The 13,776-nt window shown below is 36.9% G+C and carries 16 protein-coding genes; 5 read left to right on the top strand and 11 right to left on the bottom strand.

Going from position 1 to position 13,776, the window contains the following annotated elements; genetic code table 11:
- Positions 1-8: 8 nt before the first annotated feature.
- The 11 genes from infB to nadA are packed head-to-tail and all read right to left on the bottom strand — an operon-like array spanning position 9 to position 10,263.
- The gene (gene infB, locus MLC35_RS03690) at positions 9-2,669 is read right to left on the bottom strand and encodes a translation initiation factor IF-2 (protein ID WP_434637861.1); all 2,661 of its coding nucleotides are present in this window, start codon (positions 2,667-2,669) and stop codon (positions 9-11) included.
- Positions 2,653-2,916 carry a DUF448 domain-containing protein gene (locus tag MLC35_RS03685; protein ID WP_151900792.1) on the bottom strand — a complete coding sequence of 88 codons (264 nt, stop codon included), beginning with the start codon at positions 2,914-2,916 and terminating at the stop codon, positions 2,653-2,655. Before MLC35_RS03685 ends, infB begins: the two co-directional genes overlap by 17 nt.
- 30 nt (positions 2,917-2,946) lie before the next feature.
- On the bottom strand, positions 2,947-3,828 hold the full coding sequence (thrB, locus tag MLC35_RS03680) for a homoserine kinase (protein WP_226068627.1): 882 nt from the start codon (positions 3,826-3,828) through the stop codon (positions 2,947-2,949).
- Positions 3,829-3,836: 8 nt separating this feature from the next.
- Positions 3,837-4,295, bottom strand: coding sequence for a hypothetical protein (locus MLC35_RS03675; RefSeq protein ID WP_151900794.1), 459 nt, complete (start codon positions 4,293-4,295; stop codon positions 3,837-3,839).
- On the bottom strand, positions 4,288-5,172 hold the full coding sequence (gene lpxC / locus MLC35_RS03670) for a UDP-3-O-acyl-N-acetylglucosamine deacetylase (RefSeq protein WP_151900795.1): 885 nt from the start codon (positions 5,170-5,172) through the stop codon (positions 4,288-4,290). Before lpxC ends, MLC35_RS03675 begins: the two co-directional genes overlap by 8 nt.
- Before the next feature lie 10 nt (positions 5,173-5,182).
- Positions 5,183-6,550, bottom strand: a complete 1,368-nt coding sequence (locus MLC35_RS03665; protein ID WP_434637859.1) for a M23 family metallopeptidase — start codon at positions 6,548-6,550, stop codon at positions 5,183-5,185.
- 1 nt (position 6,551) lies between these two features.
- On the bottom strand, positions 6,552-7,220 hold the full coding sequence (locus MLC35_RS03660) for a DHH family phosphoesterase (protein WP_418641164.1): 669 nt from the start codon (positions 7,218-7,220) through the stop codon (positions 6,552-6,554).
- 29 nt (positions 7,221-7,249) lie between these two features.
- Entirely contained in the window at positions 7,250-8,302 is a 1,053-nt protein-coding gene (gene flhB, locus MLC35_RS03655; RefSeq protein ID WP_434637857.1) for a flagellar biosynthesis protein FlhB, read from the bottom strand.
- 9 nt (positions 8,303-8,311) lie between these two features.
- On the bottom strand, positions 8,312-8,440 hold the full coding sequence (locus tag MLC35_RS03650) for a hypothetical protein (RefSeq protein ID WP_269138895.1): 129 nt from the start codon (positions 8,438-8,440) through the stop codon (positions 8,312-8,314).
- Positions 8,441-8,452: 12 nt separating this feature from the next.
- Positions 8,453-9,268: a carboxylating nicotinate-nucleotide diphosphorylase gene (nadC, locus tag MLC35_RS03645; RefSeq protein ID WP_434637856.1), complete on the bottom strand. Its 816-nt coding sequence runs from the start codon at positions 9,266-9,268 to the stop codon at positions 8,453-8,455.
- On the bottom strand, positions 9,265-10,263 hold the full coding sequence (gene nadA, locus MLC35_RS03640; protein WP_151900799.1) for a quinolinate synthase NadA: 999 nt from the start codon (positions 10,261-10,263) through the stop codon (positions 9,265-9,267). Before nadA ends, nadC begins: the two co-directional genes overlap by 4 nt.
- Before the next feature lie 104 nt (positions 10,264-10,367).
- Between nadA and plsY the strand changes: the two genes are divergently transcribed.
- From plsY to MLC35_RS03615, 5 genes are all read left to right on the top strand, one after another.
- Positions 10,368-10,982, top strand: coding sequence for a glycerol-3-phosphate 1-O-acyltransferase PlsY (plsY, locus tag MLC35_RS03635; protein ID WP_434637853.1), 615 nt, complete (start codon positions 10,368-10,370; stop codon positions 10,980-10,982).
- Position 10,983: 1 nt separating this feature from the next.
- Positions 10,984-11,316, top strand: coding sequence for a dihydroneopterin aldolase (locus MLC35_RS03630; protein WP_434581339.1), 333 nt, complete (start codon positions 10,984-10,986; stop codon positions 11,314-11,316).
- Positions 11,317-11,416: 100 nt separating this feature from the next.
- Positions 11,417-12,088, top strand: a complete 672-nt coding sequence (gene hsrA, locus MLC35_RS03625) for a homeostatic response regulator transcription factor HsrA (RefSeq protein WP_151900802.1) — start codon at positions 11,417-11,419, stop codon at positions 12,086-12,088.
- 52 nt (positions 12,089-12,140) lie between these two features.
- Positions 12,141-13,442: a sensor histidine kinase gene (locus MLC35_RS03620; protein WP_346389545.1), complete on the top strand. Its 1,302-nt coding sequence runs from the start codon at positions 12,141-12,143 to the stop codon at positions 13,440-13,442.
- A 79-nt stretch (positions 13,443-13,521) separates the two neighbouring features.
- Positions 13,522-13,773 carry a YfhL family 4Fe-4S dicluster ferredoxin gene (locus tag MLC35_RS03615; protein ID WP_151900803.1) on the top strand — a complete coding sequence of 84 codons (252 nt, stop codon included), beginning with the start codon at positions 13,522-13,524 and terminating at the stop codon, positions 13,771-13,773.
- Positions 13,774-13,776 lie beyond the last annotated feature (3 nt).

Here is a 13,776-nt window from a genome sequence, read left to right as displayed (position 1 = left end):
TGTCTTCTTTACAAGGATACTTTTTGTTCAACTTTTTTGAATGTTTCAATCACATCACCGACTTTTACATCATCATAGTTAGAGATAATCACACCACATTCATAGCCGTTTCCTATTTCTTCAACATCATCTTTAAAGCGTTTGAGTGATACAAGCTCACCCTCGTATGCAACAACACCTTCACGAATAACACGCACAAGTCCGCCGCGAATCAGTTTGCCGTCAACTACAAGACATCCTGCAACCATCCCTTTTGGTGATTTAAAGACATCTTTTACTTCTGCCTGACCTGTATTTTCTTCTGTAAATTTCGGCGCCATCATACCTGTAAGCATTCCAGTCATATCATCAAGAAGCTGATAAATAATAGAGTATGTTCTGATATCTACATTTCTCTGTTTTGCAAGTGCTTTTACCGAACCTGTCGGACGGACATTAAAACCTAACAACACACAGTTCTCAGAGTTGCTTACCAGTTCGACATCACTCTCTGTAATACCGCCGACACCGCTTGAAATAACATCAATTTTCACTTCGTCATTTCTGAGTTCTGTCAATGAACTTCTAATCGCTTCAAGTGAACCGTGAACATCCGTTTTAAGAACGACTTTAAGAGATTTGAGTTTGCCTTCTGCAATCATAGAAGTCATATCTTCCAATGTAGATTTCGTTGATTTCGAAAGCTCTTTGTTTCTCTCATATTCATAACGTTTCTGTGCATACTCTTTGGCTTCTTTATCGCTGTTCATTGCCATCATAATTTCACCGGCTGCAGGAACTTCATTCAGACCCACAACGACTGCTGTATGTGATGGTCCGACCTCTTTAATCTGTTTGCCGTTCTCATTGATAAGAGCTTTTACACGACCGTACGAACTGCCACAGACTACATTGTTACCGACTTTTAAAGTTCCGTTTTGCACAATTACAGTTGCAACAGGACCGCGTCCTTTTTCCAGAGATGATTCAACAACTGCTGCTTTTGCCGGTGCTTCAGGGTTGGCTTTGAGTTCTAAGACCTCTGCAGTCAGAAGAATGTTTTCAAGTAAATCATCAATGCCCATACCTGTTTTTGCAGATACAGGAACAAATTCTACGTCCCCGCCCCAGTCAACAGGAGAAATTCCGTGTTCAGCCATTTGACCTTTAACCAGATCAGGGTTTGCCGTCTCTTTATCCATTTTATTGAGAGCCACAATAATCGGTACACCTGAATCTTTGGCAATTTTTATGACTTCAAGTGTTTGCGGTTTCACACCGTCATCAGCAGCAACAACAATAATAACAATATCTGTAATATCCGTACCGCGTTGACGCATAGAACTAAAAGCAGCGTGTCCCGGTGTATCTATGAATGTAATTGCTTTGCCTTTTTGTTCAATCGTATAGGCGCCTATATGCTGTGTAATTCCACCGGCTTCACCTTGCGTTACTTTTGCTTTTCGTATAGAGTCAAGTAATGAAGTCTTACCATGATCAACATGTCCCATAATTGTTATAATAGGCGGTCTTTCAACAGCGTTAGGATCCTCTTCATCAGTTTCCTGAACATAATTAAATTCATCTTTAGGATCAATGACAGTCACTTCAACGCCAAACTCTTCAGAAAGTATTTCAATTTCATCTGCGCCCAAAAAGTCGTTTTTCGTCATCATCATACCCAGATCAAAAAGGACTTTTATAATGTCTGACATCGGACGTTTTAGTTTTTCGGCAAACTCATAGACGCGAATATCTTCAGGAATTTCCACATGTGTGACAATTTCCTCTTCATGAGATGCTTTTGCATATTTTTTTCTTTTGTCACGAGAAACTTTTCTTCCACGCGGTGCCTGTTTTTTGTTTGCATTTCTACCGGCCGGTTTCGGCGCTCTTGGTTTTCTAGGTTCTTCCGGAGCTATTGGAGCGCGTTCTGTTGCATTTAAATCCAACAATGTTACCTGATCATCCATATCCATGGATACTTCAGCCAATGAACCGCCAAAAATATCAAGTTTTTTTCCTTGGTCTTTTTTTGATGTCGGTGCCTGTTTTGTAGTAGATTTCTTTTTACGAGCCAGTTCTTCAAGTGCTTCTGCGCTCATTTTTCCATAAGAAGATACTGATGCCTGTTTTTGAGGCATACTGTATGTTTCTTCAACTTTCGGTTTTTTCTTTTTAACAATCTTTAAACCTGATTTTTTAATAGCAGGTCTGAGTGATGGCGACACAACCTTTAATGTCGTTTTTTTCACCTCTTTTTTCGGTGCTTCTTCTTTTTTGAGTGTTTTCTCTTCAACACTTTTCTCTTTTTCTTCTGCACTTTCAGCTTTTGTCTCTTTTTCAACTTCAGCTTCTTTTTGGACTTCGGTCTGGGTTTTGGCTGTACTTTGTTGTTCGGTTGCAGCTTCTTCTTGTGCTACAGGTCTCTCTTGTTCATCTTTTTTTGTTTCTTCAGGAGTATCATCATTAACTTTTTTAGATGTCTTTTTTACAACTTTTGGTTTTTGCGCTTCAGCAGTATCATCACCATTCATTATGTAATTTGCTAAACTTTCTGCTTGTTCCATTGTTACTACACTCTGTGCAGATTTCACTTCAAGACCCATTTTTTTTGCTTTTTCTAAAACATCTTTAGAAGCTATTCCCAGCTCTTTTGCAATTTCGTGTACTCTAACTTTTTCTATCATCAGTGATGATCTCCTTTAATTTATTCATAAGTTTATCTTTATCTGGGCTTTTGCATTGACGCATTAAAGCTCGAAGAAGTTTTTTCTCTTCTTTTAGACAACTTTGACATAAATAAAAACTTCTTTTCGTCCCGTCAAATGCTGTCAATTCACCATTAAAACATTGCAGTCTCAATAGATTACATTGCGGTTCTCTTATTCTGCAAGAAACGCACATTCTCGTTGGTTGATGAAATTTTTTTGCCATTATATCTAAATCTTACTTTATTTAATAGAGTTATCGCTCTATTATAAGCCCATCATTATCAAAATTCAAAACTTTTACATTAAAGTCAGGAAATTTCTGCTTCATTCTGTTGGCAATCATCGCGGAATCTTCATCATAAACAAGTGAAAAAAATGTAGAACCGCTCCCTGAAAGAGTACTCATCAATGCTCCGCTTTCATAGGCTACCTTTTGTACAGAAAAAAGTTCCGGCAGTGTTTTCATTCTTGCTTTTTGATGAAATCTGTCCTGTGCTGCAAGTTTCAGCATTTCCCAGTCTTCATTAAAAAATGCAGCTACAGTCAAGGCTGCATGAGAAAGGTTGTAAACCGCATTCTCTTTCGAATAGGATTTAGGAAGCACGGTCCTGGATTTTGAGGTATTCATCTGCTTGTTCGGAATGACAACTACAGCTTTGAGATAATCCGGCAGATGTTTTTTTTGAGAAAACACTTTGTTTTTTTCAACTGTTGCAACATTAAATCCACCCATCACAGCAGGTGTTATATTGTCAGGGTGCGACTCATACACAAGTGCATGATTTAATATACGGCGTTTTGAAACCCTTATACCTGCCGCTTCATGCGCAGAAGCAATCGCTGACACTATGACAGCAGAAGAACTTCCAAGTCCACGGGACATTGGAATTTGATTGTAAAATGTAAATTTGAAATTTTGTTTGTTTTTTGTCAATCTTGAATAATGATCATTAAAAATACTGATAAAAAGATTGTTTCCTTTGAGTCTCGGGTTGTTTTCACCCTCACCTTTTATACTCACACTGAAAAATTTCGAGGGATGAAACTCAACTCTGTTTCTCAAATCTACTGCCAAACCCAGAGTATCAAAACCTGGTCCGAGGTTTGCAGATGTTGCCGGTACACTTATTGTCACTGATTATCCTATCCAACTGCACCTATCATATAAAGGGGCGCTGTATTTGTGCTAAACTCTTTATAATCCAACACATCCGGCAATATAAAATCTGCCTGCGGTGCTGTTTCTATTTTTTGAGTTTTTATCTCTTGGTTAATTTTAACAAAATATAGCTTTCCAATCGCTTTGATAGGCTGATTTTTATTAAAATAAAAAGCATCTGTTGCAAAAAGCGGTATTTTTTTTAATATACTCAGTGATTTTAGAAATATATAGGCTACTTTGATGGACATAAAACTTCCCGGTCCATTGGCATACAAAAGTTTTTTCACACTATATTTGTCAAATATCTCTTTATAGATTAAAGGCAGGGCATCCGAACTTTTTTCATGGCTCTGTATCGTTTCTATAAGTCTATTCTCTGCATATATACCAATAAGAATCGGTGAACCCAATGCTATACATAAAATATCAACCTTAGGCATAGGCTTTTTCTAACTCTCTGGTTTTTTCACCGACAAGTTCTACCACTTCATAATTGTCGGCATCTTTAAGCAGAGCCAGTGTCAATTTATGATTGAGATCATGACTTCCTGCCAATGCTTCGTAATTTCCTATGAAATTCATTCCAATCAGACTCATATCTCCAATTGCATCTAAAATTTTATGCCGTACAAACTCATCACTGAATCGTAAACCTTCAGGGTTAAGTATTTTTTTATCATCCAAAACCACTGCATTTTCCAGTGAGCCTCCCAAAGCAAGTCCTTTTGAACGCAAGTACTGTACTTCATGTAAAAATCCGAATGTTCTTGCACGGGCAATCTCATTTTTATAGCTTTCTTTGGTAAATTTCAATACATACGCCTGTGTTTGAATAACAGGATGAGGAAATTTAATGGTAAAGTCATAGTTCAAATCAGGAGAAGGAGAAAGTTTTACATATTTTTCTCCTTCTTTTATCTCTACTTCTTTTTTAATCATCATTACTTTTTTTGGAATATCGAGTTCCTGTATGCCCGCTTCATCCAAAAGCATACAAAAACTTGCACTGCTCCCGTCCATCACGGGTACTTCATCCGCATCAACAACAACACGAAGATTGTCAATGCCGTATGCATATACCGCGGACAAAAGATGTTCTATTGTAGAAATAACATAATTGTCTTTGCCTATAACTGTCGCCATTTTCGTATCAACAACATTCGCAGGAACCAAGGGAATAGAAACATCCACATCACTTCTATAGAACACAATACCGCTGTTTGACTCCAGAGGTTCTAATCGTAAGCGCACAGGAGAACCTTTATGCAAGCCTATCCCGACAAGCTCCACACTTTTTTTGATTGTTGTTTGATACATCTGTTATCCTTTATTTGCCATCAATGATTTTTTTAGCACTCTTAATAATATCATTAATATTAAGTTTTATCCACTTTTTGTCCATCCACTCTTGAGGACGGACTTCTATACCTTGCACCAATACACCAAAATGTAAATGATCTCCCATCGCATAACCGGTTTTTCCTGTTTTTGCAATAACACTGTTTGGTGCTACCTCATCACCCGCGGAGACCTCCAGACTTGAGCAGTGTCCGTAGAGAGTATAAAGCCCCAATCCGTGTGCAATAACAGGTGAATTCCCATACAGTCCGTTATAATCTGCAAATACTACATTCCCGCCGTTTTGAGTACGTACAGGAGCCATTGCATGACTGGCCATATCCAAACCCAAATGGTAGGCTTCGCTGATAAACCGACCTTTATAGTAGTATTTTCTATGATCTCCAAAGTATGCCACAACCTTTCCGTTTTTCAAAGGATACATTTTTTTAATTTTAAAATCACTGATCATTTCCTGTGGAACATCTGACGTGAGTTTATGTATCAACGCCTCATTTTTTTCTCGTATATTTTCATTAATAATTTTAAATCTTTCCAGAGGATCCTCTACTCCCTGAGTCTCATCAAATTCTTCAGCCAGTTCGGCAATTTTTCCGTTTAAAAACTTATCGGAAATTGTAATTTTTGAAAGCCTGTATGTTTTGTTTTTCAAATAAAGCGGAACATAGGTTTTTCTTACATTTCCCGCAGAATCTTTTGCTACAACTGTTGCTTTGAAACCTTCATCCTGCACAGGCCAGGCAAGCAAAGCTATATAATATCCCTCTTTATAAAAAGGTTCTACCTTAAAATGTTTATTGTGATTTGATTTTATGTACAACTCTTTTAAGTTTTCATCTTCCGCTTTAAAAATCACAAGGGCCGCACCTCCCCGGGATATTTTATACGAATTGTTCACAATGTTTACCTGCGGTCTTTTTTTGTCAATTCTCAGTTTAAAAGATTTTACCGCCGTATTGCCATTTAAAAAATTCCATTTACTCGCATCCTGTGCCTGTACAATAATTTCAATATTTTTGTCTTTGATTGCTGAAGCACCTCTTGGCGGTTCCAATTTCAAACTAACTGCTTTTTCGGGATACAGCAGTTGATTGTATAACAACTCACTCTCACCATTTTTGGTTCGTAAAATAACTTTATATGATTTGATACCGCTCTCATCTTCTATCTTTAACGGCAATGGCTTCTTGAGATTCCAGTAACCATTTGTCTGCAGTGTAACTACAGGAGCATTTCTTTCAAACATTGCAGAAAAATAGACATATGCTCCTGCGCCTATAAGAAGGGCCGTTATAAAAAATCCGCCAACCGAAGATCTGTTTTTTTTGTTTCTCAAATTATATTTCCTTAATTGATTTTAATATTTTGTTATTTTCGTCACTTTTATAAAGCCTGACTTCTTTTACATGTACCGTTTTCAATACTTCTTTCATTATTTCTTCTGCATCTTTCAACCTTGCACCGCTTGATTTTAAATCTTCATCTGAGACATACATATTCATAACCTGCGCATTATCACTCTGCAGCATCTTTTTATACAGTATAGATTTCAAACGAAACAATGACAAGGGTTCTCTTCTTTGTAAAAACTCTTTACATGTAAACTGATCAGCTTTCAGTTCTATAAGCTCAGCAGCCACAGCAAAAGCTGTACCCGTGCATTTTGCATTTGAAAATCCCTGTGTAAATTCCAAAAGAGCCCCAAACAGTGCTGTTGCCATTTTTGGATTGATAGAAACACCTTCTTGTTTTAATGCAAAATAGAGTTCTGTTGCATCAGGTTTTGCTTCTATTATGCAGTCTGCCTGCTTTGGTACAGTTTCACGTACGCGGGTAAACCACGGTAAAAAAGAAAACTTCTCATCAATTTGTTCAATAGCAGCCAGGGAGACTTTTTTATGCAGAGTCAATACATAAGAATACAGAGCATTTGCATTTGCAAATGAAAGGTTGTCTGTTTGAATTACTATATGTTTTGCATTTTTTATATCATCAAAAGCTCTCAAATGTCTACTTTTTTAAATATAATTATATACTATTTTTTATTCATCTTGTAAACATAGGCTAAAACTTCGGCTACAGCATGAAACAATGCTTCGGGAATAGGCTTGTCGACATCAACTTCTTTGTAAAGACTTCTGGCCAAAGAGGGGTTTTGTACAATATGAACATGATTCTCTCTGGCTATTTTTTTGATTTGCTGTGCTATATGATCCATTCCTTTTGCAATGACAATCGGAGCCCGTGCCTTTGCCTCGTCATATTTTATGGCAACAGCGTAATGTGTAGGATTCGTTATCACCACATCGGCATTTGGAACTTCTGCCATCATCCTTTTTCGAGAAGCTTCCATTTGAATCTGTCGGATTTTTGATTTTATGAGTGGATCACCCTCCATATTTTTCATTTCATCCTTAATCTCCTGTTTTGACATTTTCAACCCGTCAAAATACTGTTTTCTTACGATAATTATATCTATTATTGCAAAGATAAAGATAATAAAGAGCATCACAAAAGCAATAATTATCATTTTATCTTTGAGCCAGACAAGCTGATCATGCAGTCCGAAGAGTGCAACTGTGGGCAACTCTTCAATAAAATAGAAGAAAAACAGAAATCCGACACCCAGGGTTGTAAAAGATTTCAGTGTTACTTTCACACCTTCAATAAGCTTTTTTAAAGAAAAAAGATTCTTTGTTCCTTTGATGGGATCAATCTTTTTAAAATCCGGCATGATAGCCTTTGTAGTAAATAGAAACCCAAACTGCGCAAGTGCAGCCACTACACCGGCAATCGCCACAGCAGCAGCCAGAGGAATGACCATAAGCAAAAACTCCCTTATAGTAACAATGGTAATATCTATTGCAAATAATTTGTCTACAGGCATGCCTATGAGGGAAAAATAGTATTGAAAAAGACGGATCATATGTGTTGCCATATAAGGAAAAAGCATTAAAATACCAAGTATGGCAACAAAAAGTGTTATCACTCCCGAAGTGTCCTGGGACTTTGGAACATTTCCCTCTTTTCGGGCATCTTCTATTTTCTTGGGGGTGGGTTCTTCTGTTTTTTCAGCATCATCAGCCATACATATCTCCTAGAAGAACTCATAAAAATCTAAAATAGATTTTTCTTTAGTGCCGCAATGGCTAACGCAGAAAAAGAAATGTATTCCTTTTTTGTTGGGAATAATGATCTCTTCTGTTTTTTCAGCATCATCAGCCATAGATTATGACCTCTAATCCATTTTCATTGACAAATCAATCCAGTTGGCCTGATGCACCAATGAACCTGAACTGATAGCATCTACTCCTGTTTTTGCATAAGACTCAATGGTCTCCAAAGAGATGTTTCCACTCGCTTCTAAAAGGATATGCGGATAGTTTTCGTTTCTAAAAGCCACAACCTCTTCAACCTGAGCCGGTGTCATATTGTCACACATAACGATATCTGCCTGCGCCTGCATAGCCTCCTGTGCTATAAAAAGAGTATCGGCCTCTACTTCAATTTTTGCAGTAAAGGGAATAACCTTTCTTGCATTTTCTATATAGCTTTGCAGATTTTGAATTGTTTTGAGATGGGTGTCTTTTATCATCAGAGAGTCATCAAGTCCCATTCTGTGATTTACAGCACCGCCACAGCGTGTTGCATACTTTTCAAATATTCGCAATAATGGTCTTGTTTTTCTTGTGTCCAAAAGTTTTACCTTATACGACTCTGTTATTGCAACATATCTTCTTGTCAGTGTAGCAATAGAACTTGCGTGTAAAAGCATATCCAAAACTGTTCTTTCACAGCGAAGCAGTGTATGCGAATCTGCTTCCAAGACCGCAATCGTTTCTCCACTGTGAAATGACTGCCTGTCAGATTTTAACCATTGAATAGAAAAGTTTTCAAGCTTTGCCAAAACGTCTATATACTTCTGTCCCGCGACAACCCCATCACTTTTTGCTATGATTTTAGCACTTGCAGGTACCGCAGGCTCTACGAGTGCATATAAATCACCACGCCCCACATCTTCAGCCAAGGCTTCTTTTACAAACTGTTCTATCATAATGCCAACATTCGCTCTAATGCGATTTTTGCCCATTTTTGCGTTTTTGGATCAACTTCTATCTCGTTTATCGGCGCACCCTCATCTATTGCTTTGAGTGTCAGGTAAACATCTTCAAGCGTTGTTTCATTCATTGTCGGACATTCCGGTTTTGTAGAGCTTAACACATAGGTATTTTTTGGTCGCAGTCGGTTTACCATATTAAACTCTGTACCGACTGCCACTTTTTGATCTTCGGGCAACTCTGTAATATATTTGATAAGCTGTGAGGTTGAACCTACAAAATCACTGGCATCACAAACAGCAGGATCACATTCAGGATGTGTTGCAATTTTTATACCCGGAAATTTTTTACGGTAAAAAGCTATATCATCCAGTGTAAAAAGCTGATGCACCGAGCAAAAACCGTCATAGCAGATAATGTCTGCCTCTTTGGGATCACCAGCTTGTCCAATCACCATAGATTTAAGTCCCATCTGGTTGGCAATATTTTGTCCAAGACATCGATCAGGAACAAAAAGAATTTTTTTCCCCTCCGCCAATGCTGTTGTAATGATTTTTTTGGCATTTGAACTTGTACAAACCATTCCGCCCATCTCTCCTACTTTTGCTTTTACCTCAGCATTGGAGTTTATGTAGGTGATTGGCAATATGTTTTCTCTGGCAATGCCGTTATCTTCTAAAAATTTCACAGAATCATCATAATAAAGCGAGTCAATCATACGGGCCATTGCACAACAGGCAATTTTTGGCATAACAACACGCTTGTCCGGTGAAAGAACTTTCACACTCTGTCCCATAAATCCGACACCGCAAAAGAGTACAAATTCTGCATCATCTGCCATTGTTCTCATAGCCAATTCCAATGAATCGCCTGTAATATCAGCAAGTTCAAACACTTCATCACGCTGATAAAAGTGCGCAACAACTGTGACACTCAGTTTTTCTTTGAGCTCGGAAATTCGTTTTTTTAATTCATCATTTGTTAACTGCAAAAAATCATCCTGTATTTCATAATTTTATTATTATGCAATTATATCAAAATATATTTAGCATAAAAACTGTAGAATGCTGTCACTCAAATATTTTAAGGTAATTTATGGATTTTTTATTTAATATCAATGTACAGTTTTATATTGCTGCATATCTCATTGGAGGTATTCCCTTTGGTCTTTTGCTTGCAAAGAAATTTGCAGGTGTTGATGTCAAGTCTGCAGGAAGCGGCAGTATTGGTGCTACAAATGTTTTACGCGTTGTCAAGGAAAAAAATCCGGACCTGGCAAAAAAACTCGGTATTGCAACCCTTGCATTGGATGCACTCAAAGGTGTCAGCGTTTTAGCTGTTGCTTACTTCATGGGGCTTGACGAATCCGTTTTATGGGCTATTGCTGTTTTGGCAGTTCTTGGTCATTGTTTTTCCCCCTATCTTGGATTTGAAGGAGGCAAAGGTATCGCAACAGGAATGGGCGTTATGATGCTTCTTTTGCCGCTGGAGACAACAATTGCTCTTGTTGTGTGGCTTGTTATGGCTAAAACAGTCCGCATCTCATCCGTCTCTTCCCTCACGGGTGTTTTATCTTTGCTTGTTACAAGTTTTGTTCTTCATCCGAATATGCCGCATGCACCGGTTGTATTTATTGTATTTATTCTGTTTTATAAACATATCCCCAATATCATTCGTGTCATCAAGGGTGAAGAAAAAAGAGTCATATAACTTGAAAATTCATATAGAAGAGTTACGCTTTACATGTATCATCGGTATTTTGGAACATGAGAGACAAAATGAGCAGGAAGTCATTATTGATGTTGCAATAGAATATGATTTTGAGGACAATGTTTTTATAAACTATGCGGAGGTGGCAGAATTTATAAAAACAGATATGCAAAACAAAAAATTTTTACTTATTGAAGATGCACTTCATGATTTGAGCAGAGAGCTTAAAAATAACTTTTCAAAAATAAATACTCTATATCTAAAAATCACAAAACCCTCCATTTTACCCGACTGCAAGGTCAGTGTAAGCAATATTACAAACTTCCAATCTTAATCCTAACTTCATTTTTTTTTAAAAAAAATTGAAAAAAACTTTAAAGTAACCTAAATTTATGCTATTATTCCACCAAATATTTAAGCACAGGAAAGAATTAATGCGTATATTAATTATAGAAGACGAAGTAACATTAAACAAAATGTTAGCAGAAGGACTCAAAGAATTTGGTTACCAAAGTGATGTAGTAGAGACATTAAAAGACGGTGAATACTATTTAGACATCCGTAACTATGATTTGGTTCTGATGGACTGGATGCTTCCAGACGGAAATTCAGTGGATATCATAGGTGATATCAAAACAAAAACTCCTAAGACAGTTGTTGTTGTTATTTCAGCCAGAGATGACAATGAAAGTGAGATCGAGGCACTGCGCGCCGGTGCTGATGACTACATCAGAAAACCTTTTGATTTTGACGTATTAATCGCTCGTATTGAAGCGCGTTTGCGTTTTGGCGGAAGCAATATCATAGAGATTGAAGACTTGACAATTAATCCTGAAGAAGAAAAAATTACCTATAAAGAGACTGAAATAGAGCTCAAAGGAAAACCTTTTGAAGTACTGACTCACCTTGCACGTCATCGTGATCAGATTGTTTCCAAAGAACAGCTTCTTGACGCTATCTGGGAAGAGCCTGAACTTGTTACGCCAAATGTCATTGAAGTAGCAATCAATCAGATTCGACAAAAAATGGACAAACCATTATCAATCACTACTATAGAAACTGTACGTCGTCGAGGCTACCGCTTCTGCTTTCCAAAAGAAATCTAATAAAATTTTAAATAATGATATAATTTCATAAAAATATTTATGGGGTTATATCATGTTCTCTTCACGAAGTATTCGGACAAACTTTTTAATCAAACTGATATTCTCATCACTGACACTCATTATCATCTTTTCATCTCTCTTGTATTTTTATATAGAAAAATCAATATATGATGAAAAAAAAGAGGAATTGGTACAATATGCCAAAAATATTTCTGCATACAAATCAGTTTTTCAGACAGATGAATCAATGGGAGAAAACTTTTTCTCTTTAAATGTCGGCATCATTAATTTGAAAAATTCTCATACCGGTATGGATATTTATGAAACTTCTCAAAATAATCATACTTTTTTAACGCTCATCTATCCCTTTAACCTTGATGATAAAAGCTATCTGAAAATTACAAAAGATATTACACAGACAAAGCATCTTCTGAAAAAGATTCAAAGATATATCTTTGTTATCAATATAGCAAGTATCCTGCTTGTTATTATCTATGCTATTGCCTTGTCCAAAATGCTTATTGCTCCTATTCAGACATTTTCAAACAAACTGGCAAATATGAATGAGCACCTCATCACAGAGATAGATATGAAAAAACTTCCTAAAGAGTTTGAACCTTTGGGGGCAACGCTCAACCATCTGATTTTAAGAATTGAAAATTTTGTCAAATATCAAAAAGAGCTTTTTATAGGGACCGCACATGAACTGAAAACTCCCTTGGCGGTTATAAAATTAAAAAACCAGGTAACTCTCATAAAAAAACGCTCACCCGAAGAGTATATAGAAGCTATCAAAACAACCAACAAAACTGTCGATGAAATGAATATAATTATAACAAACATACTCAACATAGGCCGTCAGGAAGGAGCGCAGCTTGACAGACCTGTAGAGGTGGATGTCATAGCCTTTTTAAAACAAAAAGCAAATGACTTCAAACTGCTTGCCGAAAACGAAGGCAAACAGCTGCATATGGATTTTAAACCCGACGGATTTATGGCAACACTGCAGATAAGTCTTTTAAACCAGATTCTGCAAAACTTTTTGCAAAATGCCATTAAATTTACGCCCAAGGACAAATCTATCATACTCAGAAGTTCACAGGATGATGTCGGATTACTGATAGAGGTTGTAGATGAGGGATGTGGAATTGATGACAGTATAGATTTATTTGCACCATTTAAGCGTCAAGGAAACAAATCCGGCGTCGGTCTTGGTCTTTTCCTGGCAAAAAGCGCCGCAGATGCCTTAGGAGCGAAAATAAGCATAAGAAACAGAAAAGACGGAATTGACGGAACAGTAGCATCTTTGCAGCTTAATTCTAAATTATCCTGTATAATTCCAAAGAAGAGGTAATCTTTCAAAAATAATAAAGCTTTAATTTGCTATAAATCGTCAGATTAAAAAATAAATATAAAATATAAGGTTTTTGAATATGGCTTTAATAATAAATGATGAATGTATAGCATGTGATGCATGTAGAGAAGAATGTCCTACACTGGCAATAGAAGAAGGTGATCCGATTTATTACATTGATCCCGACAGATGTACTGAGTGTGTCGGCATATATGATGAACCTGCCTGTATATCTGTTTGTCCTGTTGACTGCATAGTGCCGGATAAAGATAATGTTGAAACTGTAGCAGAACTGCAGTTTAAATATAAAAATTTAGAAATAGAAGAGTAGTTC

It is taken from the genome of Sulfurimonas sp. NW7, from assembly GCF_051132265.1.
Taxonomy (GTDB): Bacteria; Campylobacterota; Campylobacteria; order Campylobacterales; family Sulfurimonadaceae; genus Sulfurimonas; species Sulfurimonas hydrogeniphila.
This window is presented reverse-complemented; position numbering and strand designations above follow the sequence as displayed.

Excerpts from the sequence above, each read along its gene's own strand:
- infB (WP_434637861.1), bottom strand. The coding sequence starts at position 2,669 with ATGATAGAAAAAGTTAGAGTACACGAAATTGCAAAAGAGCTGGGAATA.
- MLC35_RS03685 (WP_151900792.1), bottom strand. The coding sequence starts at position 2,916 with ATGGCAAAAAAATTTCATCAACCAACGAGAATGTGCGTTTCTTGCAGA.
- MLC35_RS03675 (WP_151900794.1), bottom strand. The coding sequence starts at position 4,295 with ATGCCTAAGGTTGATATTTTATGTATAGCATTGGGTTCACCGATTCTT.
- lpxC (WP_151900795.1), bottom strand. The coding sequence starts at position 5,172 with ATGTATCAAACAACAATCAAAAAAAGTGTGGAGCTTGTCGGGATAGGC.
- flhB (WP_434637857.1), bottom strand. The coding sequence starts at position 8,302 with ATGGCTGATGATGCTGAAAAAACAGAAGAACCCACCCCCAAGAAAATA.
- MLC35_RS03650 (WP_269138895.1), bottom strand. The coding sequence starts at position 8,440 with ATGGCTGATGATGCTGAAAAAACAGAAGAGATCATTATTCCCAACAAA.
- nadC (WP_434637856.1), bottom strand. The coding sequence starts at position 9,268 with ATGATAGAACAGTTTGTAAAAGAAGCCTTGGCTGAAGATGTGGGGCGT.
- plsY (WP_434637853.1), top strand. The coding sequence starts at position 10,368 with ATGGATTTTTTATTTAATATCAATGTACAGTTTTATATTGCTGCATAT.
- hsrA (WP_151900802.1), top strand. The coding sequence starts at position 11,417 with ATGCGTATATTAATTATAGAAGACGAAGTAACATTAAACAAAATGTTA.
- MLC35_RS03620 (WP_346389545.1), top strand. The coding sequence starts at position 12,141 with ATGTTCTCTTCACGAAGTATTCGGACAAACTTTTTAATCAAACTGATA.
- MLC35_RS03615 (WP_151900803.1), top strand. The coding sequence starts at position 13,522 with ATGGCTTTAATAATAAATGATGAATGTATAGCATGTGATGCATGTAGA.